At 49.3% G+C, this 16,967-nt stretch carries 16 protein-coding genes; 14 read left to right on the top strand and 2 right to left on the bottom strand.

Going from position 1 to position 16,967, the window contains the following annotated elements:
• The first annotated feature begins 89 nt into the window (after positions 1-89).
• From ACYVGO_RS12445 to ACYVGO_RS12430, 4 genes are all read left to right on the top strand, one after another.
• Complete coding sequence (locus tag ACYVGO_RS12445) at positions 90-1,448, top strand: alpha-L-fucosidase (RefSeq protein WP_460969546.1); 1,359 nt, start codon at positions 90-92, stop codon at positions 1,446-1,448.
• A 256-nt stretch (positions 1,449-1,704) separates the two neighbouring features.
• Positions 1,705-2,091: a hypothetical protein gene (locus ACYVGO_RS12440; protein ID WP_142771255.1), complete on the top strand. Its 387-nt coding sequence runs from the start codon at positions 1,705-1,707 to the stop codon at positions 2,089-2,091.
• A 240-nt stretch (positions 2,092-2,331) separates the two neighbouring features.
• Positions 2,332-6,732 (top strand): CusA/CzcA family heavy metal efflux RND transporter, encoded by a 4,401-nt coding sequence (locus tag ACYVGO_RS12435; protein ID WP_460969545.1) that lies wholly within the window; start codon positions 2,332-2,334, stop codon positions 6,730-6,732.
• Between the two features lie 19 nt (positions 6,733-6,751).
• A complete protein-coding gene (locus tag ACYVGO_RS12430) occupies positions 6,752-7,981 on the top strand; it encodes an efflux RND transporter periplasmic adaptor subunit (RefSeq protein ID WP_460969544.1) in 1,230 nt (409 codons plus the stop codon).
• Positions 7,982-8,035: 54 nt separating this feature from the next.
• Here the strand turns inward: ACYVGO_RS12430 and ACYVGO_RS12425 are convergent, their stop codons facing one another.
• Together ACYVGO_RS12425 and ACYVGO_RS12420 are read right to left on the bottom strand one after the other, a co-directional pair.
• The gene (locus tag ACYVGO_RS12425; RefSeq protein ID WP_460969543.1) at positions 8,036-8,386 is read right to left on the bottom strand and encodes a HepT-like ribonuclease domain-containing protein; all 351 of its coding nucleotides are present in this window, start codon (positions 8,384-8,386) and stop codon (positions 8,036-8,038) included.
• The gene (locus ACYVGO_RS12420) at positions 8,376-8,669 is read right to left on the bottom strand and encodes a nucleotidyltransferase family protein (RefSeq protein ID WP_142771258.1); all 294 of its coding nucleotides are present in this window, start codon (positions 8,667-8,669) and stop codon (positions 8,376-8,378) included. The genes ACYVGO_RS12425 and ACYVGO_RS12420 overlap by 11 nt, the downstream gene beginning before the upstream one ends.
• Positions 8,670-8,845: 176 nt before the next feature.
• On the opposite strand from ACYVGO_RS12420, the gene ACYVGO_RS12415 reads away from it, so the two are divergent.
• The 10 genes from ACYVGO_RS12415 (at position 8,846) to ACYVGO_RS12370 (ending at position 16,685) form a co-directional block, all read left to right on the top strand.
• Positions 8,846-9,826, top strand: coding sequence for a type I phosphomannose isomerase catalytic subunit (locus tag ACYVGO_RS12415; protein ID WP_460969542.1), 981 nt, complete (start codon positions 8,846-8,848; stop codon positions 9,824-9,826).
• A 115-nt stretch (positions 9,827-9,941) separates the two neighbouring features.
• The gene (locus ACYVGO_RS12410) at positions 9,942-10,268 is read left to right on the top strand and encodes an L-rhamnose mutarotase (protein ID WP_111348004.1); all 327 of its coding nucleotides are present in this window, start codon (positions 9,942-9,944) and stop codon (positions 10,266-10,268) included.
• Positions 10,269-10,428: 160 nt separating this feature from the next.
• Positions 10,429-10,902, top strand: a complete 474-nt coding sequence (locus ACYVGO_RS12405; RefSeq protein WP_460969541.1) for a hypothetical protein — start codon at positions 10,429-10,431, stop codon at positions 10,900-10,902.
• Complete coding sequence (locus ACYVGO_RS12400; protein ID WP_460969540.1) at positions 10,899-11,099, top strand: helix-turn-helix transcriptional regulator; 201 nt, start codon at positions 10,899-10,901, stop codon at positions 11,097-11,099. Before ACYVGO_RS12405 ends, ACYVGO_RS12400 begins: the two co-directional genes overlap by 4 nt.
• Positions 11,100-11,103: 4 nt before the next feature.
• Positions 11,104-11,676, top strand: coding sequence for a zeta toxin family protein (locus tag ACYVGO_RS12395; protein WP_460969539.1), 573 nt, complete (start codon positions 11,104-11,106; stop codon positions 11,674-11,676).
• Entirely contained in the window at positions 11,663-11,818 is a 156-nt protein-coding gene (locus tag ACYVGO_RS12390; RefSeq protein WP_460969538.1) for a hypothetical protein, read from the top strand. Before ACYVGO_RS12395 ends, ACYVGO_RS12390 begins: the two co-directional genes overlap by 14 nt.
• Before the next feature lie 128 nt (positions 11,819-11,946).
• On the top strand, positions 11,947-13,860 hold the full coding sequence (locus ACYVGO_RS12385) for a CocE/NonD family hydrolase (RefSeq protein WP_460969537.1): 1,914 nt from the start codon (positions 11,947-11,949) through the stop codon (positions 13,858-13,860).
• Between the two features lie 163 nt (positions 13,861-14,023).
• Entirely contained in the window at positions 14,024-14,305 is a 282-nt protein-coding gene (locus tag ACYVGO_RS12380) for a DUF427 domain-containing protein (RefSeq protein ID WP_460969536.1), read from the top strand.
• Complete coding sequence (locus ACYVGO_RS12375; protein ID WP_460969535.1) at positions 14,302-15,015, top strand: ABC transporter ATP-binding protein; 714 nt, start codon at positions 14,302-14,304, stop codon at positions 15,013-15,015. Before ACYVGO_RS12380 ends, ACYVGO_RS12375 begins: the two co-directional genes overlap by 4 nt.
• 104 nt (positions 15,016-15,119) lie before the next feature.
• A complete protein-coding gene (locus ACYVGO_RS12370) occupies positions 15,120-16,685 on the top strand; it encodes an ABC transporter permease/substrate-binding protein (protein WP_460969534.1) in 1,566 nt (521 codons plus the stop codon).
• Positions 16,686-16,967 lie beyond the last annotated feature (282 nt).

Genomic DNA, 16,967 nt, shown 5'->3' with positions numbered 1-16,967 from the left:
GCCCAATCCCGACAGGGAGGCTACTTTTTAGTTACTTTTAACAGCGAAAACATGCCTTAGTTACCCACTTTTGAAGTCCCTATTCCCTTATGCGTTGCTATTCTGCCTTCCCAGGATTACTGATTTTACTAACTGCAACCTGCCTTATAGCCCAGCCAATAGCTAAACCGACCCCCCGTCAACTGGCCTGGCAACCTCTTGAAACTACGGCTTTTCTACACTTCACCGTCAATACATTTACCGATAAAGAATGGGGCGATGGCACCGAAAGTCCAGCTATTTTTAATCCAACCAAACTGGATGCCCGACAGTGGATTAAGGCACTGAAAGATGCAGGTTTTAAAATGGCCATTATTACAGCTAAGCACCACGATGGTTTCTGTTTATGGCCATCCAAACTAACTGAGCATTCCGTTAAAAATAGCCCATGGAAAAATGGAAAGGGCGATGTCGTGCGTGAGGTAGCTGATGCCTGCCGTGAGTTTGGTTTGAAATTCGGCGTGTATCTGTCGCCCTGGGATCGTCATGAACCACGCTATGGCACAGCCGCTTACAACGATTACTATAAAAGCCAGTTGCGCGAATTACTGACTAATTACGGGCCGGTTTCTGAGGTTTGGTTCGATGGGGCGAAGGGTGAAAACGCCAAGGATATGACCTATGATTTCGCGGGTTACTGGGCACTGGTTCGAGAATTACAACCCAATGCGGTCATGTTTTCGGATGCTGGACCCGATGTTCGTTGGGTGGGTAACGAAGCTGGTAACGCGGGCGAAACCTGCTGGTCGACCATCAATACCGACGGCCTGGCTCCGGGCGTAGCCGATTCCAAATACCTGAACCGGGGCGATGCAACGGGTAAACAGTGGGTTCCGGCTGAAACCGACGTATCGATACGGCCGGGTTGGTTTTATCATGCTACGGAGGATGCGAAAGTACGGTCTGGCAAAAATCTGGTGAATCTTTATTATCAGTCGGTGGGGCGAAATAGTTTGCTGCTGCTGAATGTGCCGCCTAATCGTGAGGGCCTTTTTTCAGAGCCAGATCTGGCGAGTTTGAAAGAGTTTCGGAGTATTCTGGACGAAACATTTAAGCAGAATCTGGTGGCAAAACAGCCAAAGTTGACTGATAAACAGCTCGGTACATTCACGGTGCTGGCTGCCAATCAACCGCTTTCGATTGATCTGAATGGTGAGCAATCGTTTGATCGTATGTCAATTCAGGAAAACATTGCTACGGGTCAGCGCATTGCCAGTGGGCGCGTGGAGTACTGGGATGGTGCGGGCTGGAAACCGCTCCAAACATTCACAACGGTAGGGTATAAACGGCTGCTACGCTTCCCGGCAGTGAAAGCATCGAAGCTACGTTTGTTTATCACAAATGCGAATGGCCCGGTGGAACTGGCTGAAGTAGGGGTGTATAAAGCGTCAGCGCGGGAAGGTGAGTGAAAATTTCCTGGACTATTTCCTAGGCCTGTGGGGACACCATAGTCGTCAGGTTAAGCTCGTTGTGGTGTCAGTTTTAAGAAACTGACACCACGCCAACAGCCCATCAAGTCCTTAACCTGATGGCTATGGTGTCCCCACAGGCAACTCCGCCGGATGGAAACGCTGGCTGCTGGATTCTTTCTAAATTAGCCTTGTTTGTTCGTGCAAATAAACTTTCAGAAATACTTTGCGTTAAGCACGTAAAGAGAAGAGTTTCATGAAATCAATTGTTGCGTTTTTGCTGGCGGGGCTAATTCTGGGGAGCAGTTTGCTGCCTGGCTTTGGCGTTGAGCAGTCGACCAAACTGGTCGAACTGATCCAGCATTACCAGCAACATGAAAAAGCGAGCCCTGGTTTGAGTTTTACCGACTTCATGGTGATGCACTATGGCGAAAACTCAGAGCATCAGAAGCACCCTAATCACAGCCATCACAACCTGCCGTCGGTAGGCCACATGGTTACTGGCTTTACCTCAAACGGCCTTCGGTTGAGTATGTCATCGTACATACCGGTAGTGCTTGCTTCTCAGAAAGCGTTCTCACGCTACACAAATCTCTATTCGTTCCTCTCCGTTTTTTCGCTGATCAATCCGCCCAGACGCTAGTTCTCGCGTACCTGTAGGCCAAATTGTGCCCATTCGGTTGTCCTATTCTGGCTTTATAAGTTCACTTACCTGTTTTCCAGTTGCTGTGTTGCGTTCAGTCGGTTCAAAGCCGATTGGATAACGACGTAAAATCTTGTCGCAAGCGTTACGATCTTCCACGTAACGATTCTCTCTTAGTTACTAAGCTATTCTAACCTTCCCTGGGGAGGGATACTTCGTTGACTTATCTCTGAAGTCATTATGCTGAACGCCATTATCCATTTTTCAATTCATAACAAACTCATCATTGGGTTTCTGACGCTGGCACTGGTTGCCTGGGGTGGCTGGTCGGCTACGCAACTGCCGATTGATGCAGTGCCTGATATTACCAACAACCAGGTGCAGGTCATTACCAGCAGCCCATCGCTGGCGGCCGAAGATATCGAACGACTCGTAACGTTTCCAGTCGAAGTGGGGCTTTCGAACATACCTGGTCTCATTGAAATCAGGTCGTTTTCGCGCTTTGGCCTGTCTATCGTAACGGTCGTTTTCAGCGATGCCACGGATGTGTACTGGGCACGGCAGCAGATTGCCGAGCGGCTACAGAACGTAACGACCCAGATTCCACCGGGGGTGGGTACGCCCGCGATGGCCCCCGTAACAACCGGCCTGGGCGAAATTTTCCAATACACCGTTGTACCTAAAAAGGGGTACGAAAGCAAGTATTCACTCGCCGACCTGCGCACGATTCAGGACTGGATTATCCGCCGGGGACTGCTTGGTACGCCCGGTGTGGCCGATGTTAGTGGGTTCGGTGGCTTGCTTAAACAATACGAAATTGCGGTTGACCCCGACCGACTGCGCAGTATGGGCGTCACCATCAACGATCTGTTCACGGCCCTGCAACAGAACAACCAGAATACGGGCGGTGCCTATATCGACAAGAAACCCAATGCTTTCTTTATCCGCTCTGATGGCCTGATTGGCTCCACCGATGACATTGCCAACATCATGGTGCGGCTGAATGACCAGCACTTGCCCGTTCGGGTGCGCGATGTGGCTCAGGTGCGGATGGGGTCGGCGGTGCGCTATGGGGCCGTTACCCGAAACGGACAGGGCGAAACCGTTGGGGCAATTGTGATGATGATCAAAGGCGGAAACTCGTCGGAAGTGATCAAGGATGTAAAAAACAAGATCGCTGAAATCAGAAAAACACTACCTGAAGGCGTCCAGATTATACCGTTTCTGGATCGAACCAAAATGGTCAACAGCGCAATCGGTACGGTTGAACGCAACCTGCTGGAAGGGGCCATTATCGTCATTTTCGTGCTGGTACTACTGCTGGGAAATTGGCGGGCGGGCGTGGTGGTGGCATCGGTTATTCCGCTGGCGTTGCTCTTCGCTATTTCAATGATGAATCTCTTTGGCGTATCGGGCAACTTGATGAGCCTTGGCGCTATCGACTTCGGCCTGATTGTCGATGGGGCCGTTATTATTGTAGAAGCCACCCTGCACCACATTCTCCTGCGCAATAAGGACCAGACCCTCACGCAGGAGCAAATGGATGATGAAGTGTTCGGAGCTGCCAGCCGGATTCGGTCGTCGGCCGCTTTTGGAGAAATTATTATTCTGATTGTGTACCTGCCTATTCTGGCATTATCGGGCGTGGAAGGGAAAATGTTCCGGCCGATGGCGCTGACAGTAGCGTTTGCGATTCTCGGCGCGTTTATTCTGTCCCTGACTTACGTGCCCATGATCTCATCGTTGCTGCTGGACAAAAAAGTCGCCCACAAAAACACGATTTCAGATAAGCTGATGAAGCGAATTCAGCGATTTTACGAACCGGCCCTGCAGTGGTCGTTGCGGCACCGATTACCTATTTTGCTGAGTGCCGTAGGCCTGTTGGTACTGGCGGGATTTCTATTTAGCCGGATGGGGGGCGAATTTATCCCCCAGCTCGACGAAGGCGATTTTGCCGTCGATACCCGGACGCTGACAGGTAGCTCGTTATCCGAAACAGTCGATGCGACACTCAAGGCCGAACGGATTCTGCTCAAACAGTTTCCCGAAGTAGAGCAGGTAGTCGCCAAAATTGGTTCCGGCGAAATTCCAACCGATCCTATGGCCATCGAAGCCGCCGATCAGATGGTGATTCTGAAACCCAGAGACCAATGGACATCCGCTAAAACCCGTGATGAACTGGCAGGAAAAATGGCCGAGGCTCTATCTGTAATTCCGGGCGTAACCTTTGGGTTTCAGCAGCCGGTGCAGATGCGATTCAATGAACTTATGACGGGTGCACGGCAGGATGTTGCCCTGAAAATTTATGGCGATGACCTTAATCAACTGGAAAAACTGGCCGGTCGGGTGGGCACGATTATCCGGAAGATCGACGGCGCTAAAGACTTATACGTGGAGCAGGTGGCCGGTCTGGCGCAGATTCTGATCAAACTGGATCGGAATCAGATTGCCCGTTTTGGGCTGAATGTAGCCGATGTAAACCGCACAATTAATACGGCTTTTGCCGGGCAATCGGCCGGGCTGGTTTTTGAAGGCGAAAAACGCTTCGATCTGGTGGTTCGCCTTGCCGCCGACAAACGGCAGAGCATCGAGGATATTCAGAACGTTTACATTGCCACACCAACGGGCCAGCAGATTCCATTATCGGAAGTAGCAAAAGTAACGATGGAGCAGGCACCTAACCAGATTCAGCGCGACGATACGCACCGGCGCATTACGCTGGGTTTCAACGTGCGTGGGCGAGACGTGGAGAGTATCGTGACTGAACTGCGGCAGAAGGTAGAGCAGCAGATTAAGTTTCCGGCGGGCTACTACGTTACCTATGGTGGGCAGTTTCAGAACTTGATCGATGCCAAGCAACGGCTGAGTATTGCCGTTCCTATTGCACTGGCGCTAATTTTTGCACTGTTGTTTTTTACGTTCGATTCCGTCCGGCAGAGCCTGTTGATTTTCATGGCTATTCCGATGGCGGCTATTGGGGGCGTATTTGCCCTACTACTGCGCGGGATGCCGTTCAGCATTTCGGCGGGTGTTGGCTTTATCGCTCTCTTCGGGGTATCGGTACTGAACGGTATCGTGCTGATTGCCGAATTCAACCGACTTCGGCATGAGGAAGGCCTGACCGATATGATCGAAATTATTCGGAAAGGGGCGGAGGTTCGCCTACGACCCGTAATCATGACGGCTCTTGTGGCATCATTCGGCTTTATTCCGATGGCGGTTTCCAACTCGGCAGGAGCGGAGGTGCAGAAACCATTGGCCACGGTCGTCATCGGCGGGCTGTTAACAGCGACCTTACTAACGCTGATTATTCTACCAATTCTGTATTCGCTGATGGAAAAGAAATCGCTGGAGCGAGAGGCCAAAGCCGCTGATAAACAACCAAAAAAGAAAACACCTTCCATTGCTACAATCATCTTACTCGTGCTGGCGGTATCGACAACCAGCTGGTCGCAAATGGCACCGATGCAGGCCATTACCCTCGATCAGGCGTTGCAACAGGCCACTACCCGTAACGCGCAGATCCAGCTATCCGGGCTGAATGTGAGCCAGCAGCAGGCTTTGCGTCGGACTGCCTATGATGCGGGCCGGTTATCGGTAGTAGGAATGTTGGGCCAGTATAACAGTCGCCGGTTTGATAATAACCTGACGGTTACGCAGACCATTCCGAACCCGACGCTCATGCGTCGATTGGCCGATCTTAACGATCAAACAGTTTCGGCTCGCCAGCTCGAAGGGCTCGTTACGAAGAATGATGTGCAATATCAGGTGAAGTCAACTTATTACGATCTGGTGTATCTGCAACAAAAAACGCGCTTATACCATCAGCAGGATACGATTCTGACTGAGTTTGTCAAAGCCGCTAACCTGCGCTATCGGGTGGGGGAAACTGGAAGCCTCGAAAAAGCGACCGCCGAAAGCCAACTGGCCGATCAGCGGGTACGGCTGGCACAAAACGAAAGCAATCAAACGGCCACTCGAACGCGCTTGCAAACGCTACTGTACCGTAATGAGCCAGTTAGTATTCCAGAGCAGGAACTACCCAAATTGACGTTGCTGATACCTACCGATAGTACGGCACTTGCACAAAATCCACTCCTGCGGCAGTTACAGCAGCAAATCCGCGTTGCCCAGGAATCCCGCTCTGTGGAACAGGCGCGACTCAAACCCGATTTTCTGGTCGGCATTTTCTCCCAAACCCTCACCGGGAGCCAGTTGATCGATGGGCAGGAGCTGTACTTCGGGCCGGGTTACCGATTTTACGGTGGCCAGATTGGGGTGACGTTTCCATTATTGAGCGGAGCCGGGCGGGCACGGGTCGAAGCCGCCCGCGTTGGGGAGCAACTCGCCCAGACGCAACTGCAAAGCCAGAAACTGGCGCTTCAGCAACAGATTACTCAGGCCGTTACCCAATACGGGCAATATCGCGATGCGTTGGCCTATTACGAGCAGAACGGACTGGCGCAGGCACAACTGATCCAGACCAAAGCCCGGCAGGCGTTCAGTGGGGGTGATATTGGTTACGTCGAATTTTCGCTGGCCATTCAGCAGGCGCTTACGATTCGCCTGAACTACCTCGATCTGCTCAATCAATACAATCAATCTGTTTTATACATTAACTACCTGGCTGGCAATCCCTAAGCTACCCGTGTACCCTCATATGACTTCCATTCATTCATCGATTCGTTTTGCCCAGCTTATGCTGCTGATGATCAGTAGTCTGGCCGGATTGTCGGCTTGTCAGTCTGCCGAAAAAGCCAACGCTGGTACAGAGTCTGAAAAATCAGCTGATTCTACTGCTTCGGCGGATTCTGCCCCCAAACCCGGTGATCCGGTGCGGGTTGCCCTGACGCAGGCACAATACAATGTGGCTGCCATTCAACTCGGCCAACCTACGCCCCGTACGCTCAGCACCACCCTTAAAGTGAACGGTTCACTCGATGTACCGGCTCAGAATCAGGTATCTGTCTCGGTGCCTTTTGGCGGTTATATCCGGAAGATTGACCTGGAGCCAGGTATGCGGATTCGAAAAGGGCAGACGCTGGTTGTGCTCGAAAATCCGGAATACATTCAGTTTCAGCAGGACTATCTGGACACAAAAGCCAAGCTGGAATACGCCGATCTGGAGTTTGCCCGGCAACAGGAATTAAGTCGGGAGAATGTGAACGCCCTAAAGGTGTTTCAGCAAACTCGCGCCAACCGGCAGAGTCTGCAAGCTCAACTGGCGGGTATAGGTCAGCGACTCGCTTTGCTACATATCAATCCGGCCACACTAACCCCCGACCGACTGACGCGTACCATCACCATTCCCTCGCCGGTATCGGGTTTCGTAACGGATGTGCCCGTTAACAATGGCCGGTATCTGAATCCCTCCGATGTATTGGTTCAAATTACGGATCTCACCCACCCGCACGTTCGATTGAGTATTTTCGAGAAAGACATTAGTCGGATTCACGTGGGCCAGATTGTACGATTTGGCATGGGTGGGGATGCCACGTTAGCGCATCGGGGCCAAATTTTCCTGATCGGTAAAGCCATCGCTGCCGACCGGACCATTTCGATATTGGCTCACCCCGATGGCTATTCGGATGATTATATTCCGGGTGGCTACATATCGGCCCAGATCGATGTGAAAACCCAACCGTTGCCCGCCTTACCCGAAGAAGCGATCGTTAATTTCGGTGGCAAAAATTACGTTTATATCCTGGAGAAAAAGGAAGCCAACCCAGCTACCTATCAGTTTCGACAGGTAGAAGTGAAGCCCGGCGTGCGGGAAGGAGGGTACGTAGCGATAACCCTGCCTGCTGACATTGATCCAAAACAAACCCCAATTGTGGTTAAGGGTGCTTATAATCTGTTAGCCAAATTGAATAATAGCGAAGAGGAGTAGTCATAATTTTCCGTGGTGTCAGATGCTTCCATCTGACACCACGGAAAATTATGACTACTCCTCTAGTTTTCGAAGGTTATCTAACAAAGTTTCTACTTCTATCAATAGATCAACCACTGTATACTTTGCCGTTTGCCAGACTAAGGTGAGATCAACATTCAGGTAATCATGAATAAGCCGATCTCTGAAACCAGCCATCTGCCGCCAGGGGATATGAGGATAGCGCTCGCGAAAGGCCATTGATAAGCGTTTCGTTGCTTCTCCCATAACCTCAAACTGCCGAATACAGGCATCCTGAACCATGGATTGTTGGATGAAATCCGTTTCGGAAAGATCATCAACGTAGCTAATGATGCTGTTTAGGCAGGTTTCAATATGTTCGAGATAAACCAGATCAGACTTCATAAATTACCTGTAAGTCGCTGGCAATTGATTCCTGAACACGCGGATTCGACCGTTTAAGTGCGTTTTCGGTCACTAAATCAATGTGAACGCCTAAGGCATCTTCCAAGGTGTCCCAGACGTTCATAAGTTTGATTAAGTCCATTGGAACCCCAAAGTTTACCAGCAGATCCAGATCGCTATCGGGCTTATTGTCACCTCGTGCATACGAACCAAATACGCCAATTCGGGTAGGTTGATAGGGGAGCAGATGCGTAATAATCTGCTGTGTTTGCTGGGGTGTCATGCTGGTATTTACGTTTGGTACTACAAAGATAACTGTTTTCCTGCTTGCCAGTTTTTAGCTATTTTTTATAGCTTCTTCATTGCCAGATGGCATCCTGACCAACAAATACCGTACTTTGGCGGTTAATTTCCTCATCCATCAATCAGTCATAGCCGCTTGTGCGGTTAATTTCCTGTATGCTATATCCGCTGACGTTCAAAACCATTTTTAAAGAAAAAATCTGGGGAGGCCAGAAAATCAAAACCATTCTGGAGAAAGACTTCTCGCCATTGCCCAACTGTGGCGAAACCTGGGAAGTCTCCGATGTAGAAGGCAACGTATCGATTGTGAACGCAGGCAGTTTACAAGGCAAATCGTTGCACGAGCTGGTGGAGGAATCCAAAGGCGAACTGGTTGGGAAGCACGTCTATGAACAGTACGGCAATCGGTTTCCGCTATTGGTGAAATTTATCGATGCCAACGATGACCTCTCGATTCAGGTTCACCCGGACGATGAGCTGGCCAAAAAGCGGAAAAGCGGCTTCGGCAAAACCGAGATGTGGTACATCATGCAGGCCGACGAAGGCGCAAAGCTCAACTCGGGTTTCAATCGCGAGCTTACTAAAGACGAGTACGTAAAAGCCGTAGCCGACAATACCATTCAGGACCTGTTGAATATCGAAACGGCTAAACCCGGCGATGTATTCTTCCTGCCTGCCGGTCGGGTTCACTACATTGGGAAGGGCCTGTTGCTTGCTGAAATCCAGCAAACCTCCGACACAACCTATCGAATTTATGACTTCGATCGTGTGGATGCCACCACCGGTCAGAAGCGCGAACTCCATACCGAACTGGCCGTCGATGCCATTAATTACCATCATTACGATCATTATAAAACCCAGTACGACAAAAAGTTAAATGAGAGCGTCAACGCCGTAAAAAGTGATTATTTCATAACCAACGTATTGAATTTCAACGAAGAAGTTGCGCAGGATTACTCGCGCATCGACTCGTTTGTGATTCTGATTTGTGTGGCGGGTGGGCTAACCATCGAAACACAGGGCGGCTACAGCTTATCCCTTAAAATGGGCCAGTGCGCGCTGATTCCGGCGTCGGTCAATAACCTGACGCTGATTCCGGACGGTGATATGACGGTGTTGGAAACGTATGTACCTTAATGTCTGAACCAGGATTTATGTGATTTTGCTGACTGACTTTGATTAGTTTCGATAGACAAAATCATAGTCGGTCAGTAAAATCACATAAATCCTGGTTAAAAATCCCGGTTCAGATATGCGCTATTGCCTTGCCCTTGATCTTAAAGACGATCCGGCCCTGATTGCCGAATATGAACAGTACCACAAACGGCTCCGGCCTGAAATTGAAGCCAGCATTCGCGAGTCGGGCATAACCGATATGCAGCTTTATCGCATCGGTAATCGGCTGTTTATGATTATGGAGACCGACGAGACATTTTCCTTCGAAGCGAAAGCTGCTGCCGATGCCGCTAACCCGAACGTTCAGGAATGGGAGAACCTGATGTGGGGTTATCAGCAAGCGTTGCCGATGGCGAAACCGGGAGAGAAATGGGTGCTGATGGATCGTATTTTTAAGCTTTGATTTCTGCGAAACAGGCACGGGTAAATACCCGTACCAGCGATGTATTCAACCTCCGAGCCTCAACTGAGGCTCGGATTTTTTTTGTTAAAAATGTAAAATAAGCTTGACATAATGAAAAACTAGCTTTACGTTTGATGTGTCAAATAAACTTTACATATTCATGAAGACAAAATGGCTTTTCCCGCATCGTTTCCGGCTGATTGGCTGGTTGATTTTCGTTCCGTCAACAATTCTGGGCTTGGCGTCTTTGTACGCTGATTTTAAGATTAGCTGGTTAACTGCCAACTGGCTAAGTGAGTCAATGACGATAACATCGGGTAATTCGATAACGCACTTAATGGATAATCAGGATCTGACTGACGAAATAGCGGCAATTGGCGTAATCGTTGGGTTATTATTGATCGCCTTTTCGCGTGAGAAAGTAGAAGATGAAATGATTAGCCAACTACGACTGGAAGCTCTACAATGGAGTGTTTATGCCAACTATATCATTCTAGCAATTGCTATTTTGACAGTCTATGATACCGCTTTTTTTAACGTCATGATCTACAATATGTTCACGGTTCTGCTGGTCTTTATTCTTCGGTTTCGGTGGCTCATTTATCGAAATAATCATACGCTATTGGCTCTATGAAAAACCGACTTAAAATAGAGCGGGCTGAACAAAACCTATCCCAGGCCGACCTAGCCGACCGCATTGGCGTAAGTCGACAAACAATTAACTCGATTGAAACGGGACGATATGTGCCGTCAACCATTTTGTCACTAAAACTGGCACAGGTGTTTGGTAAACCTGTAGAGCATATCTTTACGCTCGAAGAGACCGATTGAGACAATGCCGAATCTGTATATTCTTGCTGGTTGTAACGGCGCAGGAAAAACGTCTGTCGCATATACCTTGTTACCCGAAGTAGTTGAGTGCAAGGAATTTGTTAATGCGGATGAAATTGCTCGTGGCTTATCACCATTCAATGTTGAGTCAGTTGCCTTTGAGGCTGGGCGTATCATGCTGGAACGTATTGATTACCTCATTGGGAAACGAGTAGATTTTGCGCTTGAAACAACATTATCAACTCGTTCTTACAGTCAGCTTATTCGGCGCGTTAAACCGCTTGGCTATACAATCACTCTTGTGTATTCCTGTCTGGATTCGGTTGAACTGGCAAAGGAGAGGGTAAAATCAAGAGTTGAACAGGGTGGGCATGATATACCTCCTGAGGTAATCGAACGGCGTTATTACCGTAGTTTAAAAAATCTTGTTAACTTGTATCTACCAATCTGCGATACTTGGATTATCGTTGATAACTCACTAAGTGAACTACGACTAGTCGCAGAAGGGCATGGTTTAGATTATTCTGTTGTTAATCATACAATTTGGTTTTGGCTTCAAGGATATGGAACAAATTAGTGTAGTGACCGATACGGAAAAGCTGTTTAAAGGTGCGCAGTTAGCAATTAAAAATATTATTGAAAAAGCTAAACGCGATGATCGAACATTAGTTGTCTCACGTGACGGAAAACCTGTCCACGTCAGAGCCCGCGACCTATAAGCTAAGCTTCACAAAATATAGTCACCAACAAAAAAACGCCCACGTCCAGCGGGCGTTTTTTTGTTGGTGACCCAACCGGTCCTATCGCTATCTTTACGATTATCAATTTCTCTTAGCTTAGCAACACCATGAAATACTGGCTCTACGCACTGCTCGCGTTTGTCATTACCGTTCCGGCTCAGGCACAACTCACATCAACCGCTAACTTTGTTCGGGATAATTACCAGAAAACGGAATACAAAATCCCCATGCGCGACGGCACGAAACTGCATACAACCGTCTACGCCCCGAAGGATGGGTCAGCGACTGCGAAATATCCGTTCATGATGCAGCGGACGTGCTACAGTGTGGCCCCTTACGGGCCCGATACCTATCCGGCACAGGTTGGCCCGTCGGGAACGCTCATGCGCGACAAGTTTATTTTCGTGTACCAGGATGTACGGGGCCGGTGGGCATCCGAAGGCACCTGGACGAACATGACCCCAACCGTAACCGACCAGCAACCCGTTGTGGCAGCGAAGGGTAAAAAGAAGGTGACGAAACCTACCAGCACCACCCTTGTCGATGAGAGTTCGGATACCTACGACACCATCGAGTGGCTGCTTAAAAATATACCGAACAACAATGGTCGGGTGGGGCAGTGGGGCATTAGCTATCCTGGTTTTTACACCATTGCCGGTGCCGTAGCGGCTCACCCTGCCCTGAAAGCATCGTCGCCACAAGCGCCCATCTCCGATTTTTTCTTCGACGATTTTCACCACAACGGTGCGTTTATTCAGGCGTATCTGTTTACGTACCCTGTATTTGGCGTTCAGCATCCGCAGCCTACTACGCAGGCCTGGTACAACAACGACTTCATCAATACAAAATCAAAGGACGGTTTTCAGTGGCAATTAGATCTGGGCCCACTCAAAAATGTCGATAAATACTACAAGGATAATTTCTATTGGCAGGAAACCGTCAACCACCCGAACTACGACGAATTCTGGCAGAAACGAAGCATCATTCCGCACCTCAAAAACATCAACCACGCCATGATGACGGTTGGGGGCTGGTTCGATGCGGAGGATTTACCAGGCCCGCTGAACATCTATAAAACGGTTGAGAAAAATAATCCGGGCACGTATAACACGCTGGTAATGGGGCCGTTCGGGCACGGTCGCTGGTCGCACGAGACGGGACACACGCTGCATAGCAATGTCTACTTTGGCGACAGCGTAGCCACCTTTTACCAGCGCAACATCGAGGCAAAATTCTTTACGCACTTCCTGAAAGGCGCGGGTGATGGCAAGACTGGATTACCCGAAGCTTACCTGTTCAATACGGGTCGTAATGAATGGAAAACGTTCGATAAATGGCCCGCTGCCAATGCGCAACCGATGCAGTTTTTCTTAGCCAGTACTGGGAAACTGGCGCAACAGGCAGGCAACGCGTACTCGGAATTTGTGAGTGACCCGATGAAGCCGGTACCTTATACCGAAGACATTACGACTACGCAGGGCTTTACACCATTCAACTACATGTCGGAAGATCAGCGATTTGCGGGTCGGCGGCCGGATGTGCTGACCTTTCAAACCGACGTACTGACTGACGACCTGACCCTAGGGGGCGAAATCAAGGCGAAACTTAAAGTCAGTACCACCGGCACCGACGCCGATTGGGTTGTAAAACTGATCGACGTCTATCCGCCCAATGAACCGAACCACCCGTACATGCCGAACAAGAATATTACCCTCGGCAATTATCAACAAATGGTTCGTTCAGAAGTGATGCGGGGGCGGTTTCGCAATTCATTTGAGAAGCCCGAACCCTTTAAACCGGGCGAAGTGACGGATGTGAACTTCCGGTTGCAGGATGTATTGCACACCTTCAAAAAAGGCCATCGGGTAATGATTCAGGTACAAAGCACCTGGTTCCCACTGATCGACCGTAATCCACAGACCTATGTGGATAACATCTTCAAAGCCGATGAAAAAGACTTTCAGAAAGCCACGCATCGAGTGTACGATAGTTCGGTGATTGAGGTACAGGTGCTGAAATAAGACAAAGAGTCTAGTTATCTTGTTGTACTTTTTGTCATTCCGACTTTAGGAGGAATCTCAACGCTGTGTAGTAGTCAAGCTTGAGATTCCTCCTAAAGTCGGAATGACAAAAAAGTATTTAGGCAGATTTTAAGCAATCTTACATCTTTATAATTACCAACTTATGAAAGCCATTTGGAACGGCCAAACCATTGCCGAAAGTAACGACACTGTTGTAGTCGAAAATAATCACTATTTCCCGAAAGAATCCGTGAAGCCTGAATTTCTGGCAGACAGTCAAACGCATACAACCTGCCCCTGGAAAGGACTGGCCTCGTATTATTCGCTGACGGTAGATGGCAAAACGAACACCGACGCGGCCTGGTATTATCCTGATCCTAAATCGGCCGCCAGCCAGATCAAAGACCGGGTAGCCTTCTGGAAGGGTGTTACCATCACCGAATGATCGAGATTCAAAACCTGACCAAACGATTTGAGTCGCACACGGCGGTGGACGGGGTCTCGCTGAGCGTGGGGCCGGGCGAAACGCTTGTGTTGCTGGGAACCAGCGGCTGCGGCAAAACGACTACGCTCAAAATGATTAACCGCCTGATCGAACCCACCGGCGGTTCTATCCGTGTGGCGGGCGTAGATGTTGGACAGCAACCCGGTCCTGAACTCCGCCGACAGATCGGTTATGTGATTCAGGATGGGGGCTTGTTCCCGCATTATACCATTGCCGAAGCCATCGCCACCGTACCAAAACTTCTTGCTTGGGAACCAGCCGAGATCCAGAAGCGCACCAGCGAGCTAATCGATAAGCTTCAGCTCCCTAAATCGGTGCTGAATCGTTATCCCTCCGAATTGAGCGGTGGTCAGCGCCAGCGGGTTGGTCTGGCCCGGGCATTGGCGGCCAAACCGCCAGTGGTGCTCATGGACGAGCCGTTTGGTGCCCTGGACCCATTCACGCGCCGACATGTCCGTCGGGAATTATTTGGCTTAAATGAATTGAAGGAGACAACGGTTGTACTCGTAACGCACGACGTTAGCGAAGCCCTCGAACTTGCCGACCGTATTGCGTTGATGGACAAAGGGAAAATCGTGCAGATTGGCCCGCCAAATGAGTTGCTGAAACAACCCGCCAACGATTTCGTTCGGGATTTTCTGGATTTATGAAACACAGAGGAACGGAGGATTAACAGAGTACTCAGAGAATTAGAGAAAACCTTTGTGCGCTCTGTTAATCCTCCGTTCCTCTGTGTTTAAGCAAAAAATAGACGATGCTCGACTTTCTACGACAAAACGCCGATAAACTGCTGGAGCAGACGTTAACGCACATTGGGCTGACGTTCGTCTCGCTGCTACTGGCGCTGCTGATTGGCGTACCACTGGGTATTCTGATTTCAAGACGAACCAAATTGGCAAGCAGTGTGCTGGGGGTAGCTGGCGTCTTACAAACGGTGCCGAGCATCGCTCTATTAGGCTTTCTGATTCCATTGTTGGGGATTGGCGTTGGTCCTGCGTTGGTGGCTTTATTTCTGTATGCACTGTTGCCTATTATTCGGAATACGTATGTCGGCATTACGGAGGTTAGTCCCTTGGTGAAAGAAGCGGCTAAGGGTGTTGGTATGACGGATAATCAGATTTTGACCAAAGTGGAATTGCCACTTGCGCTACCGGTTATTTTTGCGGGTGTTCGTACCGCAACGGTCATCAATGTGGGCGTAGCAACGCTGGCGGCCTACGTAGCGGCTGGTGGATTAGGCGAGTTTATTTTCAGTGGGATTGCGCTCAGTAACGTAAATATGATGCTGGCGGGTGCTATTCCGGCTGCCTTACTGGCGGTTGGATTCGATTTTGGGCTGGCCCGATTGCAACGATTATCAGTTAACGGTCCGACGTTTCGGAAACTTCGCGTTGGGGCGCTCGCCTTTGTGATTTTGGTGCCGTTTCTGTCAGCTTTTTATTTGTTGCCAGGTCGGCAGGATAAGTTAATTGCGGGCTTTGCGCACGAGTTTTATGGTCGCGCCGATGGCTATCCCGGTTTGCAGAAAACATATGGTCTTCAGCTTCGTCCCCGGTTAATTGATCAGAATTTAATGTACGAGGCTATTCACCAGAGCCAGGTGGACATCATCAGCGGTTATTCGACAGATGGCCGGATAAAAGCCTTCGATTTACTGGTTCTGGCTGACAATCGACATGCGTTCCCGCCCTATGGTGCCGCTCCGGTTGTTCGAGAGGTTGCATTGGATCGCCATCCCGAACTTGGACCAACACTGAATAAACTGGCTGGCAAGCTAACGGATTCGGTAATGACGTCCCTGAACTATCAGGCAGATTATAAAAAAGAAGCGCCCGAAGCCATAGCGCGTGAATTTCTGAAGCAAGCCGGTTTATACACTACACCGAAACCGGGTGAACGAACCGAAACCGTAGTGATGGGATCGAAGGTATTTACAGAACAGTATATTCTGGCTGAGATTTACCGGCAATTAATTGAAGGGCAAACACAGTTAAGAGTCGTGACGAAAACAGGTCTTGGTGGTACGCAAATCTGCTTCGATGCGCTGCGTACGGGAGCCATTGATTTTTACCCTGAATACACCGGTACCGGTTTGCTGGTTGTTTTACAACCGTCTGCCGCTACTTTGCAGCATCTGCCTATGCAGTCAGATTCGGTGTATCAATTTGTGCGACAGCAGTTTCAGGAGAAGTATAAATTAGATTGGTTGAAGCCGTTAGGTTTTAACAACAGTTATTGCCTGATGATGCGAAGGGAACAGGCAAAGCAATTAGGCATTCAGTCGATTGATGATTTGGTGAAGTATCTGGGTGAAGAGTAAAGTTAGTACAGTGAACGTTGAAAAATTAATGCAAGAGACCTTTGTTCGACCCCTACAGGGTCGTATGTTTATAGCTCAACGCATTTCTATAAACATACGACCCTGTAGGGGTCAAACTAGAATCTAAAGAACTTTCCAATAGAAAATTGACGTATACAAGTTATGAAATCAAAAAACCTATTTTCGCAACTGAAGCGTGCAAGTACAGAATTGACGAAGTTTTTGCGTGATGTAAGGCGGGGCATACTAAAAGCTGATATCGTGTAGATAATTGCAGTCCTG

The sequence above is a fragment of the Spirosoma migulaei genome, assembly GCF_054776855.1.
Note: the sequence above shows the minus strand (reverse complement) of the source record. Positions and strands in the feature narration are given on the sequence as shown.